The 26,303-nt window shown below is 48.4% G+C and carries 47 protein-coding genes; 40 read left to right on the forward strand and 7 right to left on the reverse strand.

The window, feature by feature from the left end:
• The 3 genes from BSPA111_RS21975 to bfr all read left to right on the forward strand — a co-directional run.
• Positions 1–118, forward strand: a 118-nt coding sequence (locus BSPA111_RS21975) for an elongation factor Tu (RefSeq protein ID WP_076995039.1), incomplete at its 5' end; no start/stop codon positions are given.
• A 140-nt stretch (positions 119–258) separates the two neighbouring features.
• Entirely contained in the window at positions 259–453 is a 195-nt protein-coding gene (bfd, locus tag BSPA111_RS21980) for a bacterioferritin-associated ferredoxin (RefSeq protein WP_183273264.1), read from the forward strand.
• A 71-nt stretch (positions 454–524) separates the two neighbouring features.
• On the forward strand, positions 525–1,001 hold the full coding sequence (gene bfr / locus BSPA111_RS21985; RefSeq protein ID WP_183273265.1) for a bacterioferritin: 477 nt from the start codon (positions 525–527) through the stop codon (positions 999–1,001).
• Here bfr and BSPA111_RS21990 read toward each other — a convergent pair.
• On the reverse strand, positions 985–1,491 hold the full coding sequence (locus BSPA111_RS21990; RefSeq protein WP_183273266.1) for an A24 family peptidase: 507 nt from the start codon (positions 1,489–1,491) through the stop codon (positions 985–987). The two genes, bfr and BSPA111_RS21990, sit on opposite strands and share 17 nt — an antisense overlap.
• 387 nt (positions 1,492–1,878) lie before the next feature.
• Here BSPA111_RS21990 and rpsJ point away from each other — a divergent pair, with 387 nt between their 5' ends.
• From rpsJ to BSPA111_RS22145, 31 genes are all read left to right on the forward strand, one after another.
• Entirely contained in the window at positions 1,879–2,190 is a 312-nt protein-coding gene (rpsJ, locus tag BSPA111_RS21995; protein ID WP_001181005.1) for a 30S ribosomal protein S10, read from the forward strand.
• A 31-nt stretch (positions 2,191–2,221) separates the two neighbouring features.
• Entirely contained in the window at positions 2,222–2,851 is a 630-nt protein-coding gene (gene rplC, locus BSPA111_RS22000) for a 50S ribosomal protein L3 (RefSeq protein ID WP_034461783.1), read from the forward strand.
• A gap of 10 nt (positions 2,852–2,861) precedes the next feature.
• On the forward strand, positions 2,862–3,467 hold the full coding sequence (gene rplD / locus BSPA111_RS22005) for a 50S ribosomal protein L4 (RefSeq protein WP_034461782.1): 606 nt from the start codon (positions 2,862–2,864) through the stop codon (positions 3,465–3,467).
• A complete protein-coding gene (gene rplW, locus BSPA111_RS22010) occupies positions 3,464–3,766 on the forward strand; it encodes a 50S ribosomal protein L23 (RefSeq protein ID WP_034499029.1) in 303 nt (100 codons plus the stop codon). The genes rplD and rplW overlap by 4 nt, the downstream gene beginning before the upstream one ends.
• Before the next feature lie 17 nt (positions 3,767–3,783).
• Positions 3,784–4,605 (forward strand): 50S ribosomal protein L2, encoded by an 822-nt coding sequence (gene rplB / locus BSPA111_RS22015; protein WP_000301869.1) that lies wholly within the window; start codon positions 3,784–3,786, stop codon positions 4,603–4,605.
• A 16-nt stretch (positions 4,606–4,621) separates the two neighbouring features.
• Positions 4,622–4,900 carry a 30S ribosomal protein S19 gene (gene rpsS, locus BSPA111_RS22020; RefSeq protein WP_001138115.1) on the forward strand — a complete coding sequence of 93 codons (279 nt, stop codon included), beginning with the start codon at positions 4,622–4,624 and terminating at the stop codon, positions 4,898–4,900.
• 13 nt (positions 4,901–4,913) lie between these two features.
• Complete coding sequence (gene rplV / locus BSPA111_RS22025; protein ID WP_183273267.1) at positions 4,914–5,246, forward strand: 50S ribosomal protein L22; 333 nt, start codon at positions 4,914–4,916, stop codon at positions 5,244–5,246.
• Positions 5,247–5,263: 17 nt separating this feature from the next.
• A complete protein-coding gene (gene rpsC, locus BSPA111_RS22030) occupies positions 5,264–5,962 on the forward strand; it encodes a 30S ribosomal protein S3 (protein WP_006817277.1) in 699 nt (232 codons plus the stop codon).
• Between the two features lie 12 nt (positions 5,963–5,974).
• Complete coding sequence (gene rplP / locus BSPA111_RS22035) at positions 5,975–6,385, forward strand: 50S ribosomal protein L16 (RefSeq protein ID WP_008927134.1); 411 nt, start codon at positions 5,975–5,977, stop codon at positions 6,383–6,385.
• A complete protein-coding gene (rpmC, locus tag BSPA111_RS22040) occupies positions 6,385–6,576 on the forward strand; it encodes a 50S ribosomal protein L29 (protein ID WP_008457158.1) in 192 nt (63 codons plus the stop codon). The genes rplP and rpmC overlap by 1 nt, the downstream gene beginning before the upstream one ends.
• Positions 6,576–6,830: a 30S ribosomal protein S17 gene (gene rpsQ, locus BSPA111_RS22045; protein ID WP_034499024.1), complete on the forward strand. Its 255-nt coding sequence runs from the start codon at positions 6,576–6,578 to the stop codon at positions 6,828–6,830. Before rpmC ends, rpsQ begins: the two co-directional genes overlap by 1 nt.
• 166 nt (positions 6,831–6,996) lie before the next feature.
• Positions 6,997–7,368 carry a 50S ribosomal protein L14 gene (gene rplN, locus BSPA111_RS22050; RefSeq protein WP_002438705.1) on the forward strand — a complete coding sequence of 124 codons (372 nt, stop codon included), beginning with the start codon at positions 6,997–6,999 and terminating at the stop codon, positions 7,366–7,368.
• A gap of 10 nt (positions 7,369–7,378) precedes the next feature.
• A complete protein-coding gene (gene rplX / locus BSPA111_RS22055; protein ID WP_034461774.1) occupies positions 7,379–7,693 on the forward strand; it encodes a 50S ribosomal protein L24 in 315 nt (104 codons plus the stop codon).
• A 14-nt stretch (positions 7,694–7,707) separates the two neighbouring features.
• The gene (gene rplE, locus BSPA111_RS22060) at positions 7,708–8,247 is read left to right on the forward strand and encodes a 50S ribosomal protein L5 (protein ID WP_034461772.1); all 540 of its coding nucleotides are present in this window, start codon (positions 7,708–7,710) and stop codon (positions 8,245–8,247) included.
• A 13-nt stretch (positions 8,248–8,260) separates the two neighbouring features.
• Positions 8,261–8,566, forward strand: a complete 306-nt coding sequence (rpsN, locus tag BSPA111_RS22065; protein WP_034461771.1) for a 30S ribosomal protein S14 — start codon at positions 8,261–8,263, stop codon at positions 8,564–8,566.
• 30 nt (positions 8,567–8,596) lie between these two features.
• Positions 8,597–8,989 (forward strand): 30S ribosomal protein S8, encoded by a 393-nt coding sequence (rpsH, locus tag BSPA111_RS22070; protein WP_034461770.1) that lies wholly within the window; start codon positions 8,597–8,599, stop codon positions 8,987–8,989.
• Positions 8,990–9,002: 13 nt separating this feature from the next.
• The gene (gene rplF / locus BSPA111_RS22075) at positions 9,003–9,536 is read left to right on the forward strand and encodes a 50S ribosomal protein L6 (RefSeq protein ID WP_034461769.1); all 534 of its coding nucleotides are present in this window, start codon (positions 9,003–9,005) and stop codon (positions 9,534–9,536) included.
• A 9-nt stretch (positions 9,537–9,545) separates the two neighbouring features.
• Positions 9,546–9,899 (forward strand): 50S ribosomal protein L18, encoded by a 354-nt coding sequence (rplR, locus tag BSPA111_RS22080; protein WP_034461768.1) that lies wholly within the window; start codon positions 9,546–9,548, stop codon positions 9,897–9,899.
• A 14-nt stretch (positions 9,900–9,913) separates the two neighbouring features.
• Entirely contained in the window at positions 9,914–10,414 is a 501-nt protein-coding gene (rpsE, locus tag BSPA111_RS22085; RefSeq protein WP_034461766.1) for a 30S ribosomal protein S5, read from the forward strand.
• Between the two features lie 6 nt (positions 10,415–10,420).
• A complete protein-coding gene (rpmD, locus tag BSPA111_RS22090) occupies positions 10,421–10,600 on the forward strand; it encodes a 50S ribosomal protein L30 (RefSeq protein WP_004846568.1) in 180 nt (59 codons plus the stop codon).
• Between the two features lie 3 nt (positions 10,601–10,603).
• Positions 10,604–11,038 (forward strand): 50S ribosomal protein L15, encoded by a 435-nt coding sequence (gene rplO, locus BSPA111_RS22095; protein ID WP_034461765.1) that lies wholly within the window; start codon positions 10,604–10,606, stop codon positions 11,036–11,038.
• 7 nt (positions 11,039–11,045) lie between these two features.
• A complete protein-coding gene (secY, locus tag BSPA111_RS22100; protein WP_034499015.1) occupies positions 11,046–12,377 on the forward strand; it encodes a preprotein translocase subunit SecY in 1,332 nt (443 codons plus the stop codon).
• 30 nt (positions 12,378–12,407) lie between these two features.
• Positions 12,408–12,524, forward strand: coding sequence for a 50S ribosomal protein L36 (gene rpmJ / locus BSPA111_RS22105; RefSeq protein ID WP_000868187.1), 117 nt, complete (start codon positions 12,408–12,410; stop codon positions 12,522–12,524).
• Positions 12,525–12,670: 146 nt separating this feature from the next.
• Positions 12,671–13,027, forward strand: a complete 357-nt coding sequence (rpsM, locus tag BSPA111_RS22110; RefSeq protein ID WP_034461763.1) for a 30S ribosomal protein S13 — start codon at positions 12,671–12,673, stop codon at positions 13,025–13,027.
• Positions 13,028–13,043: 16 nt separating this feature from the next.
• Entirely contained in the window at positions 13,044–13,433 is a 390-nt protein-coding gene (gene rpsK, locus BSPA111_RS22115; protein WP_004138423.1) for a 30S ribosomal protein S11, read from the forward strand.
• 34 nt (positions 13,434–13,467) lie between these two features.
• Positions 13,468–14,088: a 30S ribosomal protein S4 gene (gene rpsD, locus BSPA111_RS22120; protein WP_183273268.1), complete on the forward strand. Its 621-nt coding sequence runs from the start codon at positions 13,468–13,470 to the stop codon at positions 14,086–14,088.
• A 25-nt stretch (positions 14,089–14,113) separates the two neighbouring features.
• Entirely contained in the window at positions 14,114–15,103 is a 990-nt protein-coding gene (locus BSPA111_RS22125; RefSeq protein WP_034461761.1) for a DNA-directed RNA polymerase subunit alpha, read from the forward strand.
• Positions 15,104–15,143: 40 nt separating this feature from the next.
• On the forward strand, positions 15,144–15,530 hold the full coding sequence (rplQ, locus tag BSPA111_RS22130; RefSeq protein WP_034461760.1) for a 50S ribosomal protein L17: 387 nt from the start codon (positions 15,144–15,146) through the stop codon (positions 15,528–15,530).
• 114 nt (positions 15,531–15,644) lie between these two features.
• Positions 15,645–16,013 carry a DUF1992 domain-containing protein gene (locus BSPA111_RS22135; RefSeq protein ID WP_183273269.1) on the forward strand — a complete coding sequence of 123 codons (369 nt, stop codon included), beginning with the start codon at positions 15,645–15,647 and terminating at the stop codon, positions 16,011–16,013.
• 6 nt (positions 16,014–16,019) lie between these two features.
• Positions 16,020–16,439 (forward strand): Zn(2+)-responsive transcriptional regulator, encoded by a 420-nt coding sequence (gene zntR, locus BSPA111_RS22140; RefSeq protein ID WP_183273282.1) that lies wholly within the window; start codon positions 16,020–16,022, stop codon positions 16,437–16,439.
• Positions 16,440–16,499: 60 nt separating this feature from the next.
• On the forward strand, positions 16,500–16,763 hold the full coding sequence (locus tag BSPA111_RS22145) for an alternative ribosome-rescue factor A (RefSeq protein WP_183273270.1): 264 nt from the start codon (positions 16,500–16,502) through the stop codon (positions 16,761–16,763).
• On the opposite strand, the gene mscL is transcribed toward BSPA111_RS22145, so the two are convergent.
• The 5 genes from mscL to def form a co-directional block, all read right to left on the reverse strand.
• Positions 16,717–17,130 (reverse strand): large-conductance mechanosensitive channel protein MscL, encoded by a 414-nt coding sequence (mscL, locus tag BSPA111_RS22150; protein WP_183273271.1) that lies wholly within the window; start codon positions 17,128–17,130, stop codon positions 16,717–16,719. The two genes, BSPA111_RS22145 and mscL, sit on opposite strands and share 47 nt — an antisense overlap.
• Before the next feature lie 157 nt (positions 17,131–17,287).
• Entirely contained in the window at positions 17,288–18,664 is a 1,377-nt protein-coding gene (trkA, locus tag BSPA111_RS22155; RefSeq protein WP_183273272.1) for a Trk system potassium transporter TrkA, read from the reverse strand.
• Positions 18,665–18,712: 48 nt separating this feature from the next.
• On the reverse strand, positions 18,713–20,002 hold the full coding sequence (gene rsmB / locus BSPA111_RS22160; protein ID WP_183273273.1) for a 16S rRNA (cytosine(967)-C(5))-methyltransferase RsmB: 1,290 nt from the start codon (positions 20,000–20,002) through the stop codon (positions 18,713–18,715).
• A gap of 76 nt (positions 20,003–20,078) precedes the next feature.
• Positions 20,079–21,026, reverse strand: coding sequence for a methionyl-tRNA formyltransferase (fmt, locus tag BSPA111_RS22165; protein WP_183273274.1), 948 nt, complete (start codon positions 21,024–21,026; stop codon positions 20,079–20,081).
• Between the two features lie 21 nt (positions 21,027–21,047).
• Entirely contained in the window at positions 21,048–21,557 is a 510-nt protein-coding gene (gene def / locus BSPA111_RS22170; RefSeq protein ID WP_139883347.1) for a peptide deformylase, read from the reverse strand.
• A gap of 128 nt (positions 21,558–21,685) precedes the next feature.
• On the opposite strand from def, the gene dprA reads away from it, so the two are divergent.
• From dprA to BSPA111_RS22200, 6 genes are read left to right on the forward strand one after another with little or no spacing between them, the layout of a single operon-like run.
• Positions 21,686–22,810 (forward strand): DNA-protecting protein DprA, encoded by a 1,125-nt coding sequence (gene dprA, locus BSPA111_RS22175; RefSeq protein ID WP_183273275.1) that lies wholly within the window; start codon positions 21,686–21,688, stop codon positions 22,808–22,810.
• The gene (smg, locus tag BSPA111_RS22180; RefSeq protein WP_183273276.1) at positions 22,782–23,255 is read left to right on the forward strand and encodes a DUF494 family protein Smg; all 474 of its coding nucleotides are present in this window, start codon (positions 22,782–22,784) and stop codon (positions 23,253–23,255) included. The genes dprA and smg overlap by 29 nt, the downstream gene beginning before the upstream one ends.
• A 24-nt stretch (positions 23,256–23,279) precedes the next feature.
• The gene (locus BSPA111_RS22185) at positions 23,280–23,822 is read left to right on the forward strand and encodes a type I DNA topoisomerase (RefSeq protein ID WP_183273277.1); all 543 of its coding nucleotides are present in this window, start codon (positions 23,280–23,282) and stop codon (positions 23,820–23,822) included.
• Positions 23,823–23,827: 5 nt separating this feature from the next.
• Positions 23,828–24,400 carry an L-threonylcarbamoyladenylate synthase type 1 TsaC gene (gene tsaC, locus BSPA111_RS22190; protein ID WP_183273278.1) on the forward strand — a complete coding sequence of 191 codons (573 nt, stop codon included), beginning with the start codon at positions 23,828–23,830 and terminating at the stop codon, positions 24,398–24,400.
• 3 nt (positions 24,401–24,403) lie between these two features.
• Positions 24,404–25,222, forward strand: coding sequence for a shikimate dehydrogenase (aroE, locus tag BSPA111_RS22195; RefSeq protein WP_183273279.1), 819 nt, complete (start codon positions 24,404–24,406; stop codon positions 25,220–25,222).
• The gene (locus tag BSPA111_RS22200) at positions 25,219–25,476 is read left to right on the forward strand and encodes a DUF1488 domain-containing protein (RefSeq protein ID WP_183273280.1); all 258 of its coding nucleotides are present in this window, start codon (positions 25,219–25,221) and stop codon (positions 25,474–25,476) included. The genes aroE and BSPA111_RS22200 overlap by 4 nt, the downstream gene beginning before the upstream one ends.
• On the opposite strand, the gene BSPA111_RS22205 is transcribed toward BSPA111_RS22200, so the two are convergent.
• Positions 25,452–26,006, reverse strand: a complete 555-nt coding sequence (locus tag BSPA111_RS22205; protein ID WP_183273281.1) for a gamma carbonic anhydrase family protein — start codon at positions 26,004–26,006, stop codon at positions 25,452–25,454. The two genes, BSPA111_RS22200 and BSPA111_RS22205, sit on opposite strands and share 25 nt — an antisense overlap.
• Between the last annotated feature and the right edge of the window lie 297 nt (positions 26,007–26,303).

The raw sequence follows: 26,303 nt of genomic DNA on the forward strand, positions 1-26,303 counted from the left end.
CATCAAAATGGTTGTTACCCTGATCCACCCAATCGCGATGGACGACGGTCTGCGTTTCGCAATCCGTGAAGGCGGCCGTACTGTAGGCGCGGGTGTTGTTGCTAAAGTTATCGCTTAATCGCTGATACCTTTTGTATGAAAAAGAGCGCTTAGGCGCTCTTTTTTTTATCCCTAAAGACATCAATCCAATATACGCGTGCTATTGTAATCATAACTATTCTCATTTACACTTTGTGCGTAATTTGAACGGGAGTGATTATGTACGTTTGTCTGTGTAATGGCGTAAGTGATAAAAAAATTCGGCAGGCAGTTCGCCAATTTCATCCACAATCTTTCCAACAGCTTCGCAAATTTGTGCCCGTGGGAAATCAATGCGGCAAATGTGTTCGTGCGGCTCGAGAAATCATGCAAGAAGAGTTATTGCAGATCCCAGAATTTAAAGAGATTGCCTAAGAGGCTCACTTTTTTTTGACTTACTCCGTGCTACATCTACGCTTCATGTAGTGGAAGCGGAGGGAGTAAAAATGAAAGGTGATACTAAGATTATAAATTATCTCAATAAATTATTGGGAAACGAGCTTGTCGCAATTAATCAGTATTTTCTCCATGCGAGAATGTTCAAAAACTGGGGCTTAATGCGCCTCAACGAAGTTGAATACCACGAATCCATTGATGAAATGAAACACGCCGATAGATATATCGAGCGTATTTTATTCCTCGAAGGTATTCCAAACCTACAAGACTTAGGCAAACTTCATATCGGCGAAGATGTCGAAGAAATGCTTCAGTCAGACCTCAAACTAGAATTGGAAGGTGCTAAAGATTTGCGTGAGGCGATTGCTTACGCGGATACCATCCATGACTATGTCAGTCGCGATATGCTGATCCAAATTCTTACTGAAGAAGAGCATCATATTGACTGGTTGGAAACTGAATTGGATCTCATCTCTAAAATTGGTTTGCAGAATTACCTTCAGTCGCAAATCAAAGAAGGAAACTGAGTTCTTTAAACTGTGGGAAGGAAGAACATATCCAGCCTATGGAACCACCCGCTATCGCAAGGTTTGGTCCGAAGGGTAGCGGAGTGGTAGTCAGTGAAGCGAAATTTTTCAAAGACACTCTTCTGACTAGTGCCCACACTAATCCAGACGTTGCCGCAGCAAATATAATCCATCCCAGACTTTGCCACCCATGCCATGCACCTAGCGCTGCCAAAAGCTTCATATCCCCATATCCAATACCCTCAACATTGCGCACAAAAAAGTAAACCCAGTAAAGCACCCATAAACTCAAATAACCCACCATTGCACCTACTACAGATTCTAATAAATGGTCCGGAGAAAAACAGACTTGGTACAGTAACCCAGACCACAACAAGGGATACGTCAGCCTATCTGGTAGGATCATGCAGTGATAGTCGACCCAGGCTAGGCGGAGCAGAAAACCTATGTGCAGGCCAATAAAAAGAAATGCTAAAAGGGAAGAGGGCATAGCGATTAGCCAATCTCAAGCAAGATGAACTTGAACGCTAAATGAATGAATTACGTAAAGCAAAATGGTGTTTGAGGGTTTTCGAGTGAAGTTCCTTAGAGAATTTTCTAAACGACATCTTTTACTAAGCCAGTGGAAGGCAAACCGTAACCTTACATAAAAGATTGTTTAATTCGTATCCATGGCTTGCGTAAGAGGCAGATTTACGTATAATGCGCGGGCCTGTCTTAATTGACGGCTGGTTCGATATGAACCCGGTAGATGTTTCGTCTACCAGACAACGCCCCCAATTGGGGGGCAACGTAAGAACGGTTACACTCGCCCATCAATCGTAATGGGTACGGGGAGTAATCATTTCGTTTATAAAACAATTGGAGCTCTGGTCTCATGCAGAACCAAAGAATCCGTATCCGCCTTAAAGCGTTTGATCATCGTCTGATCGATCAATCAACTGCGGAAATCGTCGAGACTGCTAAGCGCACTGGTGCGCAAGTCCGTGGTCCGATCCCGCTGCCGACCCGCAAAGAGCGCTTTACCGTTCTGATCTCCCCGCACGTCAACAAAGACGCGCGTGATCAGTACGAAATTCGCACTCATAAGCGTCTGGTTGACATCGTTGAGCCAACTGAGAAAACCGTTGATGCTCTGATGCGTCTGGATCTGGCTGCTGGTGTAGACGTGCAGATCAGCCTGGGTTAATCAGGTCATTGACGATTGAGAGGTTGAAACAATGATTGGTTTAGTCGGTAAAAAAGTGGGTATGACCCGTATCTTCACAGAAGACGGCGTTTCTATCCCAGTAACCGTGATTGAAGTAGAAGCAAACCGTGTTACTCAGGTTAAAGACCTGGCTAACGACGGCTACCGTGCTGTTCAAGTTACCACTGGCGCTAAAAAAGCTAGCCGTGTAACTAAGCCGGAAGCTGGTCACTTCGCTAAAGCTGGCGTAGAAGCTGGCCGTGGCCTTTGGGAATTCCGTCTTGCAGAAGGCGAAGAGTTCACTGTAGGTCAAGACATTAGCGTTGAGCTGTTTGCTGAAGTCAAAAAAGTTGACGTAACTGGCACCTCTAAAGGTAAAGGTTTCGCAGGTACCGTTAAGCGCTGGAACTTCCGCACCCAGGACGCTACACACGGTAACTCCTTGTCTCACCGCGTTCCGGGTTCTATCGGTCAGAACCAGACTCCGGGCAAAGTGTTCAAAGGCAAGAAAATGGCAGGCCAACTGGGCAACGAACGTGTAACTGTTCAGAGCCTGGATGTAGTACGCGTTGACGCTGAGCGCAACCTGCTGCTGGTTAAGGGTGCAGTTCCGGGTGCAACCGGTAGCGACCTGATCGTTAAACCAGCTGTGAAGGCGTGAGGAGATAGCAATGGAATTAGTATTGAAAGACGCGCAAAGCGCGCTGACTGTTTCCGAAACTACCTTCGGTCGTGATTTCAACGAAGCGCTGGTACACCAGGTCGTAGTTGCTTATGCAGCTGGTGCCCGTCAAGGTACTCGTGCTCAGAAGACCCGCGCTGAAGTAACTGGTTCCGGTAAAAAGCCGTGGCGCCAGAAAGGTACCGGCCGTGCGCGTTCAGGTTCTATCAAGAGCCCGATCTGGCGTTCCGGTGGCGTAACCTTCGCTGCTCGCCCGCAGGACCACAGTCAAAAAGTTAACAAAAAGATGTACCGCGGAGCGCTGAAAAGCATTCTGTCCGAACTGGTACGTCAGGATCGTCTGATCGTTGTCGAACAGTTCTCTGTTGAAGCGCCTAAAACTAAGCTGCTTGCTCAGAAACTGAAAGACATGGCTCTGGAAGATGTGCTGATCGTAACTGGCGAACTGGATGAGAATCTGTTCCTGGCTGCACGTAACCTGCATAAGGTTGACGTTCGCGATGCTGCAACAATCGATCCAGTTAGCCTGATCGCCTTCGACAAAGTCGTTATGACTGCTGATGCAGTTAAGCAAGTTGAGGAGATGCTGGCATGATCCGTGAAGAACGTCTGCTGAAAGTACTGCGCGCGCCGCACGTATCTGAAAAGGCATCTATGGCGATGGAAAAAACAAATACCATCGTTCTCAAAGTTGCAAAAGACGCGACCAAAGCAGAGATCGTTGCTGCTGTTGAGAAACTGTTCGAAGTTGAAGTTAAAGGCGTTAATACCTTGGTTGTTAAAGGTAAAACTAAGCGTCATGGACAGCGTATCGGTCGTCGTAGCGACTGGAAAAAAGCTTACGTCACCCTGAAGGAAGGCCAGAATCTGGACTTCGTCGGCGGCGCTGAGTAAGTCGGAGGAGAAAAACAATGGCAGTTGTTAAATGTAAACCGACATCTCCGGGTCGTCGCCACGTTGTTAAAGTGGTCAACCCTGAGCTGCATAAGGGCAAACCTTTTGCTCCGCTGGTTGAAAAAAACAGCAAATCCGGTGGCCGTAACAACAATGGCCGTATCACCACTCGTCACATTGGTGGTGGTCACAAGCAGGCTTATCGTATTGTTGACTTTAAACGCAACAAAGACGGTATCCCAGCTGTTGTTGAGCGTCTTGAGTACGATCCGAACCGTTCTGCGAATATCGCACTGGTTCTGTACAAAGATGGCGAACGCCGTTACATCTTGGCCCCTAAAGGCCTGAAAGCTGGCGACCAGATTCAATCTGGCGTTGATGCTGCAATCAAAGCTGGTAACACCTTGCCGATGCGCAATATCCCGGTTGGTTCTACTGTTCATAACGTAGAAATGAAACCAGGTAAAGGCGGTCAGCTGGCACGTTCCGCTGGTACCTATGTGCAGATCGTTGCACGTGATGGTGCTTACGTTACCCTGCGTCTGCGTTCTGGTGAAATGCGTAAAGTTGAAGCTGACTGCCGCGCAACACTGGGCGAAGTTGGCAATGCTGAGCATATGCTGCGCGTTCTGGGTAAAGCGGGTGCTGCTCGCTGGCGTGGTGTTCGTCCTACCGTTCGCGGTACTGCGATGAACCCAGTCGACCACCCACACGGTGGTGGTGAAGGTCGTAACTTTGGTAAGCACCCGGTAACTCCGTGGGGCGTACAGACCAAAGGTAAGAAGACCCGCAGCAACAAGCGTACTGATAAATTCATCGTACGTCGCCGTAGCAAATAATTTTAGAGGATAAGCCATGCCACGTTCTCTCAAGAAAGGTCCTTTTATTGACCTGCACTTGCTGAAGAAGGTAGAGAAAGCGGTGGAAAGCGGTGACAAGAAGCCCCTGCGCACTTGGTCCCGTCGTTCAACGATCTTTCCTAACATGATCGGTTTGACCATCGCTGTCCATAATGGTCGTCAGCATGTTCCGGTATTTGTTTCCGACGAAATGGTCGGTCACAAACTGGGTGAATTTGCACCGACACGTACTTATCGCGGTCACGCTGCTGATAAAAAAGCCAAGAAGAAATAAGTAGGAGGAAGAGATGGAAACTTTAGCTCAACATCGCCACGCTCGTTCTTCTGCTCAAAAGGTTCGCCTTGTTGCTGACCTTATTCGCGGTAAGAAAGTGTCGCAGGCACTGGAAATTTTGACCTACACCAACAAGAAAGCGGCTGTATTGGTTAAGAAAGTTCTGGAATCTGCCATTGCTAACGCTGAACACAACGATGGCGCTGACATTGACGATCTGAAAGTCGCGAAAATCTTCGTAGACGCAGGCCCAAGCATGAAGCGCATTATGCCGCGTGCAAAAGGTCGTGCAGATCGCATCCTGAAGCGCACCAGCCACATTACTGTGGTTGTGTCCGATCGCTGAGACTCTGGAGACTAGCAATGGGTCAGAAAGTACATCCTAATGGTATTCGCCTGGGTATTGTAAAACCATGGAACTCTACTTGGTTTGCGAACACCAAAGAATTCGCTGACAACCTGGACAGCGATTTTAAAGTTCGTCAGTACCTGACAAAGGAACTGGCGAAGGCGTCTGTATCTCGTATCGTTATCGAGCGTCCAGCTAAGAGCATCCGTGTGACTATTCACACTGCTCGCCCTGGCATCGTAATCGGTAAGAAAGGCGAAGACGTAGAAAAACTGCGCAAGGTCGTAGCGGATATCGCTGGCGTTCCTGCACAGATCAATATCGCCGAAGTTCGTAAGCCTGAACTGGACGCAAAACTGGTTGCTGACAGCATCACTTCTCAGCTGGAACGTCGCGTTATGTTCCGTCGTGCTATGAAGCGTGCTGTACAGAATGCCATGCGTCTGGGCGCTAAAGGTATCAAAGTTGAAGTTAGCGGCCGTCTTGGCGGCGCCGAGATCGCACGTACCGAATGGTACCGTGAAGGTCGCGTGCCGTTGCACACACTGCGTGCTGACATTGACTACAACACCTCTGAAGCGCACACCACTTATGGTGTAATCGGCGTTAAAGTGTGGATCTTTAAAGGTGAGATCTTGGGTGGGATGGCTGCTGTTGAACAACCGGAACCGGCTGCTCAACCTAAAAAGCAGCAGCGTAAAGGCCGTAAGTAAGGAGAGTCGCTGATGTTACAACCAAAGCGTACAAAATTCCGTAAAGTGCACAAAGGCCGCAACCGTGGTCTGGCTGCCGGTACGGATGTTAGCTTCGGCACTTTCGGTCTGAAAGCTGTTGGCCGTGGTCGTCTGACTGCACGTCAGATCGAAGCAGCACGTCGTGCAATGACCCGTGCAGTTAAGCGTCAGGGTAAGATCTGGATCCGTGTATTCCCGGACAAACCGATCACCGAAAAGCCGCTTGAAGTGCGTATGGGTAAAGGTAAAGGCAACGTAGAGTATTGGGTTGCCTTGATTCAGCCTGGCAAAGTCCTGTATGAAATGGACGGCGTACCAGAAGAGCTGGCCCGTGAAGCATTCAAGCTGGCAGCAGCGAAACTGCCGATTAAAACCACCTTTGTAACTAAGACGGTGATGTAATGAAAGCAAAAGAGCTGCGTGAAAAGAGTGTTGAAGAGCTGAACACCGAGCTGCTGAATTTGCTGCGTGAGCAGTTCAATCTGCGTATGCAAGCAGCAAGTGGCCAGCTGCAACAGACTCACCTGCTGAAGCAAGTGCGTCGTGATGTTGCACGTGTTAAGACTTTATTGACTCAGAAGGCGGGTGCGTAATGACCGATAAAATCCGTACTCTGCAAGGTCGCGTGATTAGCAACAAAATGGAGAAATCCATCGTTGTTGCTATCGAACGTGTGGTGAAACACCCGATTTACGGTAAATTCATCAAACGTACGACCAAACTGCACGTACATGACGAGAGCAATGAATGTGGTATCGGTGACGTGGTTGAAATCCGCGAATGCCGTCCACTGTCCAAGACTAAGTCCTGGACACTTGTTCGCGTTGTAGATAAAGCGGTTCTGTAATACAGTGAGCTTTGTCTAACGAATAAACGGCTCAGTAAATGAGCCGTTTATTTTTTCTACCCATATTCAGGAACCGGTGTTATAATGCCGCGCCCTCGTTTATGGGGCTTTTTAACGACCTAATTATGGGTCCCGAAGTAGTAGTTGACATTAGCGGAGCACTGAAATGATCCAAGAACAGACTATGCTGACCGTAGCCGACAACTCCGGCGCGCGTCGCGTAATGTGTATCAAGGTTCTGGGTGGCTCGCACCGTCGCTACGCAGGCGTCGGCGACATCATCAAAATTACCATCAAGGAAGCAATTCCTCGTGGTAAGGTGAAGAAAGGCGATGTCCTGAAAGCGGTAGTGGTGCGCACCAGGAAGGGTGTTCGTCGCCCGGACGGTTCTGTCATTCGCTTCGATGGTAATGCATGCGTTATTTTAAATAATAACAGCGAGCAACCAATCGGCACGCGTATTTTTGGGCCGGTAACTCGTGAACTGCGTAATGAAAAGTTCATGAAAATTATCTCTCTGGCACCAGAAGTACTCTAAGGAGCGAATCATGGCAGCTAAAATCCGTCGTGATGACGAAGTTATCGTGTTAACCGGTAAAGATAAAGGTAAGCGCGGTAAAGTTAAGAATGTCTTGTCTTCCGGCAAGCTTATTGTTGAAGGTATTAACCTGGTTAAGAAACATCAGAAGCCGGTTCCGGCCCTGAACCAACCAGGTGGCATCGTTGAAAAAGAAGCTGCTATTCAAGTTTCTAACGTTGCACTCTTCAATGCGGCAACCGGCAAGGCTGACCGTGTAGGCTTTAGATTCGAAGAGGGCAAAAAAGTCCGTTTCTTCAAATCTAACAGCGAAACTATCAAGTAATTTGGAGTAGTACGATGGCGAAACTGCATGATTACTACAAAGACGAAGTAGTTACAAAACTCATGACTGAGTTTAACTACAATTCTGTCATGCAAGTCCCTCGGGTCGAGAAGATCACCCTGAACATGGGTGTGGGTGAAGCGATCGCTGACAAGAAACTGCTGGATAATGCAGCAGCTGACTTGACAGCAATCTCCGGTCAAAAACCGTTGATCACCAAAGCACGCAAATCAGTTGCAGGCTTCAAAATCCGTCAGGGCTATCCGATCGGCTGTAAAGTAACTCTGCGTGGCGAACGCATGTGGGAGTTTCTTGAGCGCCTGATCACCATTGCTGTACCTCGTATCCGTGACTTCCGTGGCTTGTCCGCTAAGTCATTCGATGGCCGTGGTAACTACAGCATGGGTGTCCGTGAGCAGATCATCTTCCCAGAAATCGACTATGACAAAGTCGATCGCGTTCGTGGTTTGGATATTACCATTACCACTACTGCGAAATCTGATGATGAAGGCCGTGCTCTGCTGGCAGCCTTTAACTTCCCATTCCGTAAGTAAGGTAGGGTTACTAATGGCTAAGCAATCGATGAAAGCACGCGAAGTCGTTCGCGTGAAACTGGCCGACAAATACCGCGCTAAACGCGAGGAATTGAAAGCTATCATCTCTGGTGTGAACTCATCCGACGAAGAACGTTGGGATGCGGTTCTTAAGCTGCAGTCTCTGCCGCGTGATTCCAGCCCGTCCCGTCAGCGTAACCGCTGCCGCCAAACTGGTCGTCCGCATGGTTATGTGGGCAAATTCGGGTTGAGCCGTATTAAGCTTCGTGAAGCCGCTATGCGCGGTGAAGTACCTGGCTTGAAAAAGGCTAGCTGGTAATATCCAATTGAATCACGGGAGTAAAGACAGATGAGCATGCAAGATCCGATCGCGGATATGCTGACCCGTATCCGTAACGGTCAAGCCGCGAATAAAGTTGCGGTCACCATGCCTTCCTCCAAGCTGAAATTGGCAATTGCCAACGTGCTGAAAGAAGAAGGCTATATTGAAGATTTTAAAATTGAAGGCGACATCAAGCCTGAACTGGAACTGACTCTTAAGTATTTCCAGGGCAAGGCTGTGGTAGAGAGCATTCAGCGAGTCAGCCGCCCAGGTCTGCGCATCTATAAGAAAAAAGATGAGCTGCCTAAAGTTATGGCCGGTATGGGTATTGCTGTCGTTTCTACCTCTAAAGGTGTTATGACTGATCGTGCAGCGCGCCAAGCTGGTCTTGGTGGCGAAATTATCTGCTACGTAGCCTAATTGGAGGAATAAAATGTCTCGTGTTGCTAAAGCACCGGTCGTTATTCCTGCTGGCGTAGAGGTAAAACTCAACGGTCAGGTTATTTCGATCAAAGGTAAGAACGGCGAGCTGACTCGTACAATCAACGATGCTGTTGAAGTTAAACACGCTGATAATGCACTGACTTTCGCTCCGCGCGAAGGCTTTGCAAACGCGTGGGCCCAAGCGGGTACCACTCGTGCGCTGTTAAATGCAATGGTTATCGGTGTTACCGAAGGCTTCACTAAGAAGCTGCAGCTGGTTGGTGTAGGTTATCGCGCAGCAGTTAAAGGCAATGCGGTGAGTTTGGCCCTGGGCTTCTCCCACCCTGTTGAACATGCTCTGCCAGCGGGAATCACTGCTGAATGTCCAACTCAAACTGAAATCGTGCTGAAAGGCGCTGATAAGCAGATGATTGGACAGGTGGCTGCTGATCTGCGCGCCTACCGTCGTCCTGAGCCTTATAAAGGCAAGGGTGTTCGTTACGCCGACGAAGTCGTGCGTACCAAAGAGGCTAAGAAGAAGTAAGGTAACACTATGGATAAGAAATCTGCTCGTATCCGTCGTGCGACCCGCGCACGTCACAAGCTCAAAGAACTGGGTGCGACTCGTCTGGTGATTCACCGTACGCCTCGTCATATTTATGCACAGGTTATCGCACCGAACGGTTCAGAAGTCCTGGTAGCTGCATCTACTGTAGAGAAAGCTATCGCTGAGCAACTGAAGTACACTGGAAATAAAGACGCCGCTACAGCTGTGGGTAAAGCTGTTGCAGAGCGCGCACTGGAAAAAGGCATTACGAAAGTATCCTTTGACCGTGCTGGTTTCCAATATCATGGTCGTGTCCAGGCACTGGCAGATGCTGCCCGTGATGCTGGCCTTCAGTTCTAAGGTAGAGGTGTAAGATGGCTCACATCGAAAAACAAGCTGGCGAACTGCAGGAAAAGCTGATCGCGGTAAATCGCGTATCTAAAACCGTTAAAGGTGGTCGTATTTTCTCCTTCACTGCTCTGACAGTGGTTGGCGATGGTAACGGTCGCATTGGTTTTGGTTACGGAAAAGCGCGTGAAGTTCCAGCAGCTATCCAGAAAGCGATGGAAAAAGCCCGTCGCAACATGATTAACGTCGCGCTGAACCACGGCACCCTGCAGCACCCTGTTAAAGGTGTGCACACAGGTTCTCGTGTGTTCATGCAGCCGGCTTCTCAAGGTACCGGTATTATCGCCGGTGGTGCAATGCGCGCCGTCCTGGAAGTCGCTGGAGTTCATAACGTTTTGGCTAAAGCATATGGTTCCACCAACCCGATTAACGTGGTTCGTGCAACTATTGATGGCCTGGCGAATATGAAGTCTCCGGAAATGGTCGCTGCCAAGCGTGGTAAATCCGTTGAAGAAATTCTGGGGTAATTGACCATGGCAAAGACTATTAAAATTACACAAACCCGCAGTGCGATCGGTCGTTTGCCGAAACACAAGGCAACGCTGCTTGGCCTGGGTCTGCGTCGTATTGGCCACACCGTAGAGCGCGAGGATACTCCTGCTGTACGTGGTATGGTCAACGCGGTTTCCTACATGGTTAAAGTTGAGGAGTAAGAGATGCGTTTAAATACTCTGTCTCCGGCCGAAGGGTCTAAGCACGCTTCCAAGCGTCTGGGTCGTGGTATCGGTTCTGGTCTCGGCAAAACCGGCGGTCGTGGTCACAAAGGTCAGAACTCTCGTTCTGGTGGTGGCGTACGTCGTGGGTTCGAAGGTGGCCAGATGCCGTTGTACCGTCGTCTGCCGAAATTCGGTTTCACCTCTCGCAAAGCAATGATCACTGGTGAGATTCGTCTCTCTGATCTGGCGAAAGTTGAAGGCGACGTAGTTGACCTGAACACGCTGAAAGCAGCAAACATTATCGGTATCCAGATCGAGTTCGCGAAAGTGATCTTGTCTGGCGAGGTTTCTCGTCCGGTAACTGTTCGCGGTCTGCGTGTCACTAAAGGCGCTCGTGCTGCTATCGAAGCTGCTGGCGGTAAAATCGAGGAATAAGTAGCAGATGGCAAAGCAACCGGGATTAGATTTTCAAAGTGCTAAAGGCGGGCTTGGCGAGCTGAAACGCAGACTGATGTTTGTTATCGGTGCGCTGATTGTGTTCCGTATTGGCTCTTTTATTCCGATCCCTGGTATTGATGCCGCTGTACTTGCCAAACTGCTTGAGCAACAGCGAGGCACTATCATTGAAATGTTTAACATGTTCTCTGGTGGTGCTCTCAGCCGTGCTTCTATCTTTGCATTGGGTATCATGCCGTATATTTCGGCATCGATTATTATCCAGCTGTTAACGGTGGTTCATCCAGCGTTAGCAGAGTTGAAGAAAGAAGGGGAGTCTGGTCGTCGTAAGATCAGCCAGTACACCCGTTACGGCACTCTGGTGCTGGCAATATTCCAGTCAATCGGTATTGCTACCGGTTTACCGAATATGCCTGGTATGCAGGGCCTGGTGTTAAATCCGGGCTTTGCATTCTATTTCACCGCTGTTGTGAGCCTTGTCACAGGGACTATGTTCCTGATGTGGCTTGGTGAACAGATTACTGAACGTGGTATCGGTAACGGTATCTCAATCATAATCTTCGCTGGTATTGTTGCGGGATTGCCGCCGGCCGTTGGCCATACTATCGAACAAGCAAGGCAAGGCGACCTGCACTTCCTCCTGTTGCTGTTGGTTGCAGTACTAGTATTCGCAGTGACCTTCTTCGTTGTTTTTGTTGAACGTGGTCAACGCCGCATTGTGGTAAACTACGCGAAACGTCAACAAGGTCGTCGTGTCTATGCTGCGCAGAGCACGCATTTACCGCTGAAAGTGAATATGGCTGGTGTTATTCCAGCAATTTTTGCTTCCAGTATTATTCTGTTCCCAGCGACGATTGCATCGTGGTTTGGGGGCGGTACCGGTTGGAACTGGCTGACTACAATTTCGCTGTATTTGCAGCCTGGGCAACCGCTTTATGTGTTACTCTATGCGTCTGCAATCATCTTCTTCTGTTTCTTCTACACGGCGTTGGTTTTCAACCCGCGTGAAACAGCAGATAACCTGAAGAAGTCCGGTGCATTTGTACCAGGAATTCGTCCGGGAGAACAAACGGCGAAGTATATTGATAAAGTGATGACCCGCCTGACCTTGGTTGGTGCGTTGTATATTACCTTTATCTGCCTAATCCCGGAGTTCATGCGTGATGCAATGAAAGTGCCTTTCTACTTCGGTGGAACCTCACTGCTCATTGTTGTCGTGGTTATCATGGACTTTATGGCTCAAGTGCAAACTCTGATGATGTCTAGTCAGTACGAGTCTGCATTGAAGAAAGCGAATCTGAAAGGCTACGGCCGTTAATAGTCGCTTGAGAAGTTACGGAGAGTAAAAATGAAAGTTCGTGCTTCCGTCAAGAAATTATGTCGTAACTGCAAAATCGTTAAGCGTGACGGTGTTATTCGCGTGATTTGCAGCGCCGAACCGAAGCATAAACAGCGTCAAGGCTGATTATCTCGCATATTTTTCTTGCAAAGTTGGGTTGAGCTGGCTAGATTAGCCAGCCAATCTTTTGTATGTCTATGCGTTTCCATTTGAGTATCCTGAAAACGGGCTTTTCGGTATGGAACGCATAATCTAAATAGTAGGAGTGCATAGTGGCCCGTATAGCAGGCATTAACATTCCTGATCAAAAACATACCGTAATCGCTTTAACTTCGATTTACGGTGTTGGCAAGACTCGCTCAAAGGCAATTTGTGCCGCGGCGGGTATCGCTGAAGATGTTAAGATCAGAGAGCTGTCTGAAGAACAAATCGACACGCTGCGTGACGAAGTTGCCAAATTTGTCGTTGAAGGTGATCTACGCCGTGAAGTGAGTATGAGCATCAAGCGTCTGATGGACCTTGGTTGCTATCGCGGTTTGCGTCATCGTCGTGGTCTGCCAGTGCGCGGTCAGCGTACGAAGACCAACGCACGTACCCGTAAGGGTCCGCGCAAACCGATCAAGAAATAATCGGGGTGATTGAATAATGGCAAAGGCACCAGTTCGTGCACGTAAGCGTGTAAGAAAACAAGTCTCTGACGGCGTGGCTCATGTCCATGCTTCTTTCAACAACACAATCGTTACTATTACTGATCGTCAGGGTAACGCTTTGGGTTGGGCAACTGCCGGTGGTTCCGGTTTCCGTGGCTCTCGCAAATCTACTCCGTTCGCAGCTCAGGTTGCAGCAGAGCGTTGTGCAGAAGCTGTGAAAGAATACGGTATCAAGAACCTTGAAGTTATGGTTAAGGGACCGGGTCCAGGCCGCGAATCTACCATTCGTGCTCTGAACGCCGCTGGTTTCCGCATCACTAATATTACTGATGTGACTCCGATCCCTCACAACGGTTGTCGTCCGCCGAAAAAACGTCGCGTATAACGCTTACGTTTTCTAGGTTTGTTGGAGAAAGAAAATGGCAAGATATTTGGGTCCTAAGCTCAAGCTGAGCCGTCGTGAGGGCACCGACTTATTCCTTAAGTCTGGCGTTCGCGCGATCGATACCAAGTGTAAAATTGAACAAGCTCCTGGCCAGCACGGTGCGCGTAAACCGCGTCTGTCTGACTATGGTGTGCAGTTGCGTGAAAAGCAAAAAGTTCGCCGCATGTTCGGTGTTCTGGAGCGTCAGTTCCGTAACTACTATAAAGAAGCAGCACGTCTGAAAGGCAACACCGGTGAAAACCTGTTGGCTCTGCTGGAAGGTCGTCTGGACAACGTTGTTTACCGTATGGGCTTCGGTGCTACACGTGCAGAAGCACGTCAGCTCGTTAGCCATAAAGCAGTTATGGTAAATGGTCGCGTTGTTAACATCGCTTCTTATCAGGTAACTCCGAATGACGTAGTCAGCATCCGTGAGAAAGCCAAAAAGCAATCTCGCGTGAAGGCCGCTCTGGAGCTGGCTGAACAGCGTGAAAAGCCAACCTGGCTGGAAGTTGATGCTGCTAAGATGGAAGGTGTGTTCAAGCGTAAGCCTGAGCGTACTGATCTGTCCGCGGACATTAACGAACACCTGATCGTCGAGCTTTACTCCAAGTAAAGCTTAGTACCAAAGAGAGGACACAATGCAGGGTTCTGTGACAGAGTTTCTAAAACCGCGCCTGGTAGATATCGAGCAAGTGAGTTCGACGCACGCCAAGGTGACCCTTGAGCCTTTAGAGCGTGGCTTTGGCCATACTCTTGGTAATGCACTGCGCCGTATTCTGCTCTCATCGATGCCGGGTTGCGCGGTGACTGAGGTTGAGATTGATGGTGTACTACATGAGTACAGCACCAAAGAAGGCGTTCAGGAAGATATCCTGGAAATCCTGCTCAACCTGAAAGGGCTGGCGGTAAGAGTTCAAGGTAAAGATGATGTAATTCTTACTCTGAATAAGTCTGGCATTGGCCCTGTGACTGCAGCCGACATCACCCATGATGGTGATGTCGAAATCGTCAAGCCGCAGCATGTGATCTGCCACCTGACCGATGAGAACGCATCTATTAGTATGCGTATCAAAGTTCAGCGCGGTCGCGGTTATGTGCCGGCCTCTGCCCGAATTCATTCGGAAGAAGATGAGCGCCCAATCGGTCGTCTGCTGGTCGACGCCTGCTACAGCCCTGTAGAGCGAATTGCCTACAATGTTGAAGCTGCGCGTGTAGAACAGCGTACCGACCTGGATAAGCTGGTCATCGAAATGGAAACCAACGGTACAATCGATCCTGAAGAGGCGATTCGTCGTGCGGCGACCATTCTGGCTGAACAACTTGAAGCTTTCGTTGACTTACGTGATGTACGTCAGCCGGAAGTTAAAGAAGAGAAACCAGAATTCGATCCGATCTTGCTGCGCCCTGTTGACGATCTGGAATTGACTGTCCGCTCTGCTAACTGCCTTAAGGCAGAAGCTATCCACTATATCGGTGATCTGGTACAGCGTACCGAAGTTGAGCTGCTCAAAACGCCTAACTTGGGTAAAAAATCTCTTACCGAGATTAAAGACGTGCTGGCTTCCCGTGGTTTGTCTCTGGGCATGCGCCTGGAAAACTGGCCACCGGCAAGCATCGCTGACGAGTAACCGGATCACAGGTTAAGGTTTTACTGAGAAGGATAAGGTCATGCGCCATCGTAAGAGTGGTCGTCAACTGAACCGCAACAGCAGCCATCGCCAGGCTATGTTCCGCAATATGGCAGGTTCACTGGTTCGTCATGAGATCATCAAGACGACTCTGCCTAAAGCGAAAGAGCTGCGTCGCGTAGTTGAGCCGCTGATTACTCTTGCCAAGACTGATAGCGTTGCTAATCGTCGTCTGGCATTCGCCCGCACTCGTGATAACGAGATCGTGGCAAAACTGTTTAATGAACTGGGTCCGCGTTTTGCAGCCCGTACTGGTGGTTACACTCGTATTCTTAAGTGTGGCTTCCGTGCAGGTGATAATGCTCCGATGGCTTACATCGAGCTGGTTGATCGCGCCGAGTCTCAAACAGAAGCTGCTGCAGAGTAATCTGTAGTAACGTGAAAAAACCGGGCTTGCCCGGTTTTTTTATATCTGTAATTTCCCTTCCTGCACCAATTCATCGTATCTTAGTTTCATCTTTGGTAAACGCTGACATACATTATGTGGTTACTTGATCAATTGTCAGAACGTCATATTCTCGATGCACAACGCAATGGTGAGTTTGACTCGCTGGCGGGTTCTGGTGCTCCTCTAAAACTTGATGATGATTCATTTATACCGCCTGAACTGCGAGTCGCCTGGCGCATTTTGAAAAATGCAGGTTGTTTGCCTCCAGCTCTCCAACAGCGGAAAGATGCCATTGAACTCAATGACCTTCTCAGGACTATTGACCGCGAAGATTCTGAGTACGAGGCTATAAGCAAGAAACTGTCATTACTTGAGCTAAAACTGCAGCAGGCTGGTATGAGCACTGATTTTCTGCACGGAGAGTATGCCGACAAATTACTTCATAAAATTGATGAGGATTAAATGATCATGTTTCGTATTGGAGAGTTGGCCAGACTGGCAGATGTTACGCCCGATACCATACGTTATTATGAAAAGCAGAAAATGATGGATCATGAGGTCAGAACGGAGGGTGGTTTTCGGCTTTATACTGAAAGTGATTTGCAGCGTCTAAAGTTCATTAGATACGCAAAACAGTTAGGTTTTACACTAGAAACGATTCGTGAATTGCTATCGATCCGAATTGATCCAGAACATCACACGTGTCAGGAATCAAAGAGTATCGTGCAATCGAGACTTGTAGAAGTGGAGTCCAAAATAAAAGAACTTCAGCATATGCGACGATCGTTGCAGAGGCTGAATGATGCATGTTGTGGAAGTGCCCACAGCAGCGCATATTGTTCAATTCTTGAGGCGCTTGAGCAAGGGGCGAGTCAGCGTAAAGAATAATTGCGATCCGCCAACTGCAGGCATACACTTGCGCCGTTATTTTAATCATTTGGAGTTTATATGAGTAAGTATCAGCATAAGAAAGGGACCATAAAGGATAATGCCATAGAGGCTTTGTTACATGATCCGCTGTTTCGTCAACGAGTTGAGAAGAACAAGAAAGGAAAGGGAAGTTATCAGCGTACTGCAAAATATGGCAAAAAGGATAACTGGGAGGCCAGTGGCAAACAAGCAAATAGCTTTTTTACCACTGGCCTTCCTCTTTTAATGAGCGCTATCAGATTCGCTCATTCTGCTGTTTTAGCAGGTCGCGGATTTCGCTGAGTAATACTTCTTCTTTAGTTGGTGCCGGTGGTGCTGCAGGTTCTTCTATTTTCTTACGGTTCAGTTGGTTAATTGCTTTGATTGCCAGGAAAATTGCGAAGGCAACAATCACAAAATCGAAGATGTTCTGAATAAAGACACCGTAATGCATAACTACTGCTGGAATATCACCTGCTGCAGGTCGTAGGGTTAAAGCGAATTGTTTAAAATCAACCCCACCAATCAGCAATCCCAGTGGCGGCATAATAATATCCGCTACAAGCGACGAAACAATTTTCCCGAATGCTGCCCCGATAATTACACCCACTGCCAAATCCACAACGTTTCCGCGCATCGCAAATTCGCGGAATTCTTTTAACATGTTCATTTTTCTCTCCTTGTACTGGCTGACGCTAATAAGTCTAACAAATGATGACTCGATTGCCATTACATCAGGCAATAAGAATTTAGCGCCAATCCCTTAATAATATGATGGTTTTTGATGGTGATAATAATGGAGCGGAGAAATTCTCCGCCCAAATAAATTACAGGAAGAAAGGACTTGGCTGGAACAAGCGTTCTACATCGCTGACAAATTTCTTATCTGTCAGGAACATAATTACATGGTCGCCCTGTTCAATGCGTAAATTGTCATTAGCTATCATGACGTCATTGCCGCGAACAACCGCGCCAATAATGGTCCCTGGAGGAAGTTTTATTTCATCGATTGAACGACCGACAACACGCGAAGTGCTTTCATCACCATGAGCAACGGCTTCAATCGCTTCAGCTACACCTCGACGCAAGGAGGAAACACCGACGATATCGGCTTTACGCACGTGGCCGAGTAAAGCCGAAATAGTGGCTTGTTGCGGTGATATTGCTATATCAATCACGCTGCCTTGAACCAGATCCACGTAGGCTTTACGCTGGATGAGCACCATCACTTTCTTGGCCCCCATGCGCTTTGCCAGCATCGCGGACATAATATTTGCTTCATCGTCATTGGTGACGGCAATAAACAAATCGACTTGTTCAATATGCTCTTCGGCTAGCAGCTCTTGATCGGAAGCGTCACCGTAGAAAACGATGGTGTTTTGCAACATTTCGGCCAGCTCTGCGGCGCGTTGCGCATCACGTTCAATGAGTTTTACGCTGTAATCTTTTTCAAGTCGCTGCGCGAGACCGGCCCCAATATTCCCACCACCGACCAGCATGATGCGTTTATAGGGTTTCTCGAGGCGCTGCAATTCGCTCATTACCGCTCGGATATGCTGCGAAGCGGCAATGAAGAATACTTCATCTCCAGCTTCAACAATGGTTGAACCTTGCGGACGAATAGGCCTGTCGTGTCGGAAAATTGCAGCAACACGGGTTTCAATATGCGGCATATGTTCACGCATAGTTGAAAGTGCATTGCCTACAAGCGGGCCGCCGTAATAGGCTTTCACTACGGCCAGGCTGACTTTCCCTTCGGCAAAATTGACAACCTGCAGTGCACCCGGGTACTCAATAAGACGATAAATATTATCGATAACCAATTGTTCAGGTGCGATAAGATGGTCAATTGGCACTGCTTCAGCGTTAAATAAACGTTCTGCATCCCGTACATAGTCTGGGGCGCGGATACGCGCAATACGGTTTGGAGTATTAAAAAGCGAATATGCAACCTGACAGGCAATCATGTTCGTTTCGTCTGAGCTCGTCACTGCGACCAACATATCAGCATCATCCGCGCCCGCTTCCCGTAAAACGCGAGGATGCGAGCCGTGCCCTTGTACGACGCGTAAGTCGAACTTATCTTGCAAACTGCGTAGGCGATCCTGGTTAGTATCCACAACCGTAATATCGTTGTTTTCACCCACCAGATTTTCTGCCAGGGTACCGCCAACCTGGCCCGCACCCAGAATTATTATTTTCATTGTTTATAGCTTCATTGGTGATGAAACCTAAGATTCAGCATGCCTGAATCAGCTTTTAATTAGCTTAGCGTAAAAGAAGCCATCACCCTCTTCTTGTGAGGGGAGATTCTGGAGCCCTGGTTTTTCAGGCGTCCCCGTTTCAACCAGTTTCGCTTCAGGATGATGCGCCAGGAATGCAGCTACCTGTTGCGAGTTTTCTTCCGGCAGAATAGAACAAGTCGCATAAACCAGTGTGCCGCCTGATTTGAGTCTTGGCCAAATAGCTTCGAGGATCTCTTTTTGCAATGCGGTTAATTCAGCAATGTCCCTGTCACGGCGCAGCCACTTGATATCGGGATGGCGGCGAATAACACCGGTAGCTGAGCAAGGTGCATCAAGAAGAATTCGGTCAAATTGTTGCTGACCACACCATTGTTCAGGAAAACGCCCATCTCCTGATTTAACTTCAGCTGTCATACCCAAGCGCTGCAAGTTTTCATGCACTCGCTTCAGACGTTGTTCGTCAATGTCTACAGCTAATACACGAGCTTTAGGTGCTGCTTCCAAAATATGGGTTGTCTTTCCGCCAGGTGCCGCACATAAGTCGAGGATCGTGTCGCCATTTTGTGGATCAAGCAGATCAACACAACCTTGCGCTGAGGCATCTTGAACAGTAACCCAACCTTGCTCAAATCCCGGTAAGGCATGGACGGGGGCTGGAGTCTCCAGGCGGACCGCGTCGCGATACTGCGGATGAACATGGCCTTCCAGCCCGCTTTCAGCCAGTAATGCTAACCACTCTTCACGCGTCTTGTGCTGACGATTAACACGCAGCCACATTGGTGGGCGCTGATTATTGGCCTCGACAATGGATTGCCATTGATTTGGATAAGCTTTTTTCAGACGTTGCAGCAACCAGGCTGGGTGCAAGAAACGGCTTTCGTGTTTCGCAGCTTCAGCCATCAATTCTTCCTGCTGACGCTGGAACTGGCGCAGGACACCGTTAATCAAACCTTTTAGTGACTGACGCTTAATTGCAACCGCCCCTTCAACCGTCTCCGCCAAAGCAGCATGGGCCGGAATACGGGTATAAAGCAGCTGATAAAAACCCACCATAATCAAATAGTGGATGGTGCGTTGCTTTCCGGTCATTGGGCGGGACATCAACTTACTGACCAGCCATTCAAGTTGCGGTAATGTGCGCAATACGCCAAAGCAGAGCTCTTGAAGTAGTGCTTTATCTTTATCAGAGACTTTGTGTTGCATCGCAGGCAGTACATTGCTGAGCGATTGGCCTTGCTCTACAACTTGTTCAATCGTTTGGGCGGCCATACTGCGAAGATTTAGTGTTTTTTTCATAACCACGCTCTGGTTTTCCGGCGCTTAAAAACAAAAATGCCCAGGTGTTTGGCCTGGGCGCAAAGAATTTCTTTTATCAGGCGAGGAGTGTACCTGGCTTAAACCATTCACTCCGAGAGTTCAGGAGATCCTGAGCTTTCATCGCTTTCTTTCCAGCGGGCTGAAGTGATTCCAGATTTAAAATCCCTTCACCAGTCGCCACCTGAATACCTTGTTTATTGGTTTCGATAATGGTTCCAGGGGCAGCTTTAGTGTGCTGATTAATCACTGAAGCTTGCCAGATTTTTACCGGTTGCTCATCGATTTCCAACCAACTCATTGGCCATGGATTAAATGCCCTAATGCAACGTTCCAACTGTTCAGCAGAAAGTGTCCAGTCAATACGCGCTTCTTCCTTGCTGAGTTTCTCGGCGTAAGTCACCAACTCTTCGTTTTGAACTTCTGGATGTGCACAGCCAGTTGCCAGTTGGTTTAACGTTTCCAATAAACCTTCAGGGCCAAGGTTTGCCAGCTTATCGTATAGTGTTGCACTGGTATCAGTGGCTTCAATTGGGCAGGCAAGTTTTAACAGCATATCGCCAGTATCCAGACCAACATCCATTTGCATAATGGTGACGCCTGTTTCGGCATCACCAGCCCACAATGAACGTTGAATCGGTGCCGCACCTCTCCAGCGTGGCAGCAGCGAACCATGCACATTTATACAGCCCATGCGTGGCATATCGAGCACGGCTTTTGGAAGAATCAAACCGTAAGCCACGACGACCATAACATCGGCATTCAGGCTGGAAACCAATTCCTGATTCTCTACAGGGCGCAACGAGGCTGGCTGAAAAACGGGGATATTCTTTTCTGTCGCCAGCACCTTCACCGGGCTCGGCATCAGCTTTTTGCCGCGCCCCGCAGGTCTGTCTGGCTGTGTAAATACGCCAACGACCTGGTGCTGAGAAGACAGCAGCGCGTCAAGATGACGCGCTGCAAAGTCAGGAGTACCCGCGAAAATAATACGCAGTGAATCAGACACATTATTCCCTTTTATGATGGGTTAGGCGCTCTTGTTCAGACGAGCCATTTTTTCCAGTTTCTGACGAATACGCTGACGTTTCAACGGTGACAGATAATCGACGAACAGTTTGCCAACCAAGTGATCCATCTCGTGCTGAATACAAATAGCGAGTAGACCGTCAGCTTCCAGTTCATACGGTTGGCCTTCACGGTCCAGCGCTCGAATTTTGACGCGCTCTGCACGAGGAACTAACGCACGTTGTTCTGGAATAGAAAGACAACCTTCTTCGATGCCCGTTTCACCGCTTTTTTCCAGCAGCTCAGGGTTGATTAAAACCAGGCGCTCATCGCGGTTTTCAGAAACATCAATCACAATAATACGTTGATGGATATCCACCTGCGTTGCTGCAAGGCCAATACCTTCCTCAGCGTACATTGTCTCAAACATGTCATCGACAATCCGCTGAATCTCCGCATTCACCTCTTTGACCGGCGTCGCTACAGTGCGAAGGCGCTCGTCCGGAAAATGTAATACCTGCAAAACTGACATAAATATCCAGAGCTGTGTTCAATTGATAAAAAGATTAATACCTCTATTCTAGACATTTCCAGGCCTGATTGACAGCATCAGTGACCAATCGCAAGGATTGCATTTATCGCTTATGGCAGGAGGATGCTGTGCCATTAAAAGAGATCTGGTTACGCCTGATGGCAGTGCAAAATTTGAGCGGTGATAAGTTATTAAAAATTGCCCATTTCTTATTGAACGATCCAGGATGCTCGATTGCTTCGCTAACTCAAGCCGGTTTATCAACCCGCCAGATTGCCCAATTTAGGGAGTGTAGTGACAGGGGGATAGAAAAAGGGTTGTTATGGCTTGAACAACCCAACCACTATCTTCTCACAGCAAATGACGACAATTACCCTGAACAGTTGCGGGCAATAGATTGTTATCCCGCAGCGCTATTTGTCGCGGGCAATATTGAGCTTCTTTCCAGTAATCAACTCGCTGTGGTGGGAAGCCGTAATCTTTCATTGTATGGGGAACGGTGGTGCAGGATGTTTTGTGAACCTCTTGCCATCGCGGGATTGACGATAACCAGTGGTTTGGCGCTGGGCATAGATGCAGTTGCTCATCGTGCGGCGTTGAGTTGTCACGGAAAGACAGTGGCGGTATTGGGAAATGGTCTGGCCAGTATTTATCCCAAACGCCATAAATCATTGGCCGAGCAGATTGTTGCTGAAGGTGGCACAGTCATCTCAGAATTCCCCCTCGAAACTACGCCCTGGCCGGGTAATTTCCCTCGCAGAAACCGTATTATCAGTGGGTTGAGCCGAGCTGTATTTGTTGTGGAAGCCAGCGAGCGGAGTGGATCACTGGTCACTGCTCGTTATGCAATTGAACAAGGTAGGGAATTATTTGCATTACCGGGTGCAGTCGGTAGCCCGGGGAGTGAGGGGCCACACTGGTTGATAAAGCAGGGCGCTACACTGGTGAGCCATCCCTCTGACATCCTCGAGCACCTGGAAAGTGAACTGCATTGGCTTCCTTCACCTCACAAAGCACTAATATATTCACAGAATGAAGGGGTTCGTACATTGCCATTTCCTGAGCTGTTGGCTAACGTAGGAGATGAGGTTACACCTGTTGACGTCGTCGCTGAACGTGCCAGCCAACCTGTGCCAGTGACAGTAGCTCAACTGCTCGAATTGGAGTTAGCAGGGTGGATCGCAGCTGTACCCGGCGGCTATGTCCGATTAAGGAGGGCATGCCATGTTCGACGTACTAATGTACTTATTTGAAACCTACATCCATAACGAAGTGGAAATGCGAGTTGATCAAGATAAATTGACGCGTGATCTCTCCGATGCTGGTTTTGATCACGAAGACATTTATAACGCGCTTGTGTGGCTTGAAAAGTTGGCTGACTATCAAGATGGTCTTGCTGAACCCATGCAATTGGCTGCTGACCCGCTTTCTATGCGTATGTATACCGCAGAAGAATGTCAGCGACTTGATGCATCTTGTCGGGGGTTTTTACTGTTCCTGGAACAGATTCAGGTGCTAAACCTCGAAACCCGTGAAATGGTCATTGAAAGAGTATTAGCTTTAGACACTGCCGAGTTCGAGCTGGAAGATTTAAAGTGGGTCGTGCTTATGGTGCTATTCAATATTCCTGGTTGTGAAAACGCTTATCAGCAAATGGAAGAATTACTCTTCGAAGTAAATGAAGGTATGCTGCACTAAATAAAAGTCGCAGCATGAGATGTTATGACCAAATCAGCACTGTTCACTGTGCCTAAAAATGAACCCTGTCCCCAATGCGGGGCAGGGTTAGTCATTCGTTCCGGTAAACACGGCCCTTTTCTTGGCTGTTCCCATTATCCGGAATGTGATTATGTGCGCCCGTTAAAAAGCCTGGCAGATGGCCATGTGGTCAAAGTGCTTGAAGGCCAACTCTGCCCTGTATGTCAGGAAAACCTCGTCTTGCGGCAGGGCCGCTTTGGGATGTTTATCGCCTGCAGTAACTATCCAACATGTGCGCACACTGAAGTTATCGACAAACCTGATGAAACTGCTATCAGTTGTCCGCAATGCCAACAAGGGCAATTAGTCCAACGACGTTCTCGGTTTGGCAAAACCTTTTGGTCATGCGATAGCTTTCCGACATGTCAGTTCGTCATTAATAGCAAACCAGTGGCAGGCGAATGCCCTGCGTGTCACTATCCTTTACTTATCGAAAAGAAAACGGCGCAAGGATTGAAACAATTCTGTGCCAGCAAACAATGTGGAAAGCCGGTAACGGCGGAATAAAGCTTGTGAAGACAAACCTGCAAACAGAGCAACTCCAAGAGATCGTTGCCGCCCTGAAACAACAACAAGTCATCGCTTATCCAACCGAAGCTGTTTTTGGCGTGGGTTGTGATCCTGACAGTGAGCTGGCAGTCACGCGCTTGCTTGATTTAAAACATCGGCCTGTAGATAAAGGCCTGATTCTGATAGCTGCGTCTTATGAGCAACTTATTCCTTATATAGATAGTGCCGTTCTGTCGCAAAAGCAGCGAGAAGAGGTGTTTTCTTGCTGGCCAGGACCGGTGACCTTTGTCTTTCCTGCGCTGCCTTCAACACCGCGCTGGTTAACCGGGCGATTTGATTCCTTAGCAGTGAGAGTGACGGATCATCCTTTGGTACGCGAGCTATGCCTTGCTTATGGCAAGCCCCTGGTTTCTACCAGTGCCAATCTATCTGGTTTACCACCGTGTCGTACTGCGGATGAAGTCGTCACGCAATTTGGCGATGACTTCCCGGTACTGCGAGGGGATACCGGAGGCCGGCAGAATCCTTCAGAAATTCGTGACGCTTTGACCGGCGAACTGTTCCGCCAGGGGTAAATAATGGAAGTCTTTGCCGTATTTGGTAACCCAATTCAGCACAGTAAGTCACCGCAAATCCATAAGATGTTTGCTGAGCAATTAAACATTAAGCATCCATATGGTCGTGTTCTTGCGCCAGTTGATGCTTTTATAGAAACGCTTGAGCAGTTTTTTCAATCGGGCGGTAAAGGAATCAACATTACGGTTCCTTTCAAAGAACAAGCATACTTGCGTGCAGATGAGTTGACCGAACGTGCCGCGTTAGCGGGAGCGGTAAATACCCTTAAGCGCCTGGAAGATGGTCGTCTGTTGGGTGATAACACCGATGGGATTGGACTGCTAACCGATTTGGAGCGTCTATCTTTAATTAAATCCGGCTACCGTATTTTACTGCTTGGCGCTGGTGGCGCTGCCAGGGGAGTATTGCTGCCATTGCTTTCGCTAGACTGCGCTGTGACGATAACCAACCGAACTTACTCGCGGGCAAAAGAACTCGCTCAGTTGTTTAACCATATGGGAAGTGTTCAAGCATTAGAGCAGATTGAATTGGATGGCCATGAATTTGACCTCATTATTAATGCCACTTCGAGCGGAATAGCTGGCGATATTCCCTCAATCCCTGCATCTGTGCTTTCTCATAATGTCTATTGCTATGACATGTTTTATCAAAAGGGCGAAACACCTTTCTTGAGTTGGTGCAAACAACACGGCGTTCAGCATTATGCTGATGGCTTAGGAATGCTGGTGGGCCAGGCTGCACATGCATTTTTCTTGTGGCACGGTGTGTTACCTGAAATCACACCAGTAATAGAGAAGCTAAAGCTGGAAATGTCACAGTGAACCAGGCCATCCAATTTCCCGATCGTGACGAATGGGACGATCAGCGTCATGCTATTTGCTTCCCTGCTTTAGTCAATGGCTTTCAAGTGATGTGCGGTATTACCGCCGAGATTATCGCCAGCCGTTATGGTGGCGATAATAAAGAGAAATGGCTCGAGCTCTTTCGTCTAAATCGTTGGGATCTTGAAGAAGAGGCTGAAGCGCTGATTGAAAAAGGCCAGGAAGATGCTCAAGGCTGGATTTGGCTTTCCTGAGCGAGATATTCATCCTTCCAGCGAACATAGTTATTCGCAGAGTATGTTAAACCTTCTAATTCTTCAGGTGTAAGAGGGCGAATTTGTTTAACGGGGCTGCCAAGATAAAGGTAGCCACTTGCAAGACGCTTGTTTTGCGGTACCAAACTTCCCGCCCCGATCATGACATCATCTTCTATTACTACCCCATCCAACAAAATTGATCCCATTCCGACAAGCACGCGATTACCAATAGTGCAGCCGTGTAGCATGACCTTGTGCCCAACCGTCACATCTTCGCCGACAACAAGAGGATTCCCCTCGGGCTTATAGGATGATTTATGTGTGACATGTAACACGCTACCATCCTGGATATTGCTACGTGCGCCAATTACCACATAGTTAACGTCTCCGCGAATGGCAACTAACGGCCAAATGCTCACATCATCGGCAAGACGTACGTCACCAATCACAACACTTGAATCATCAAGCATCACGCGTTGGCCAATTTCAGGATAAGTTTTTTGGAAAGGTCGTAATACTGCGGACATAAACACCTCTGAAAGTTCTCTTCGTAGATAGACTCTGGCTGCTTTCTGAACCGATGGCAAGGAGGTAAAGCATCGAAAACAGGCCAGATCGAACACGATCGCAGCGAAAAGGGCGAAAACTAAACAGTCAGCAGGAAAGATCGAAAAAAGGCTTGTGCAATAAAAAGAGATCCCTATAATGCGCCTCCATCGACACGGAACATGTGAACAACATCACAGAGTAACGGCGGCGATGAGAGTCAAATATCCTGAAATTAAGGGTTGACTCTGAAAGAGGAAAGCGTAATATACGCCACC

Source organism: Buttiauxella sp. A111, assembly GCF_014189855.1.
GTDB classification, from domain to species: domain Bacteria; phylum Pseudomonadota; class Gammaproteobacteria; order Enterobacterales; family Enterobacteriaceae; genus Buttiauxella; species Buttiauxella selenatireducens.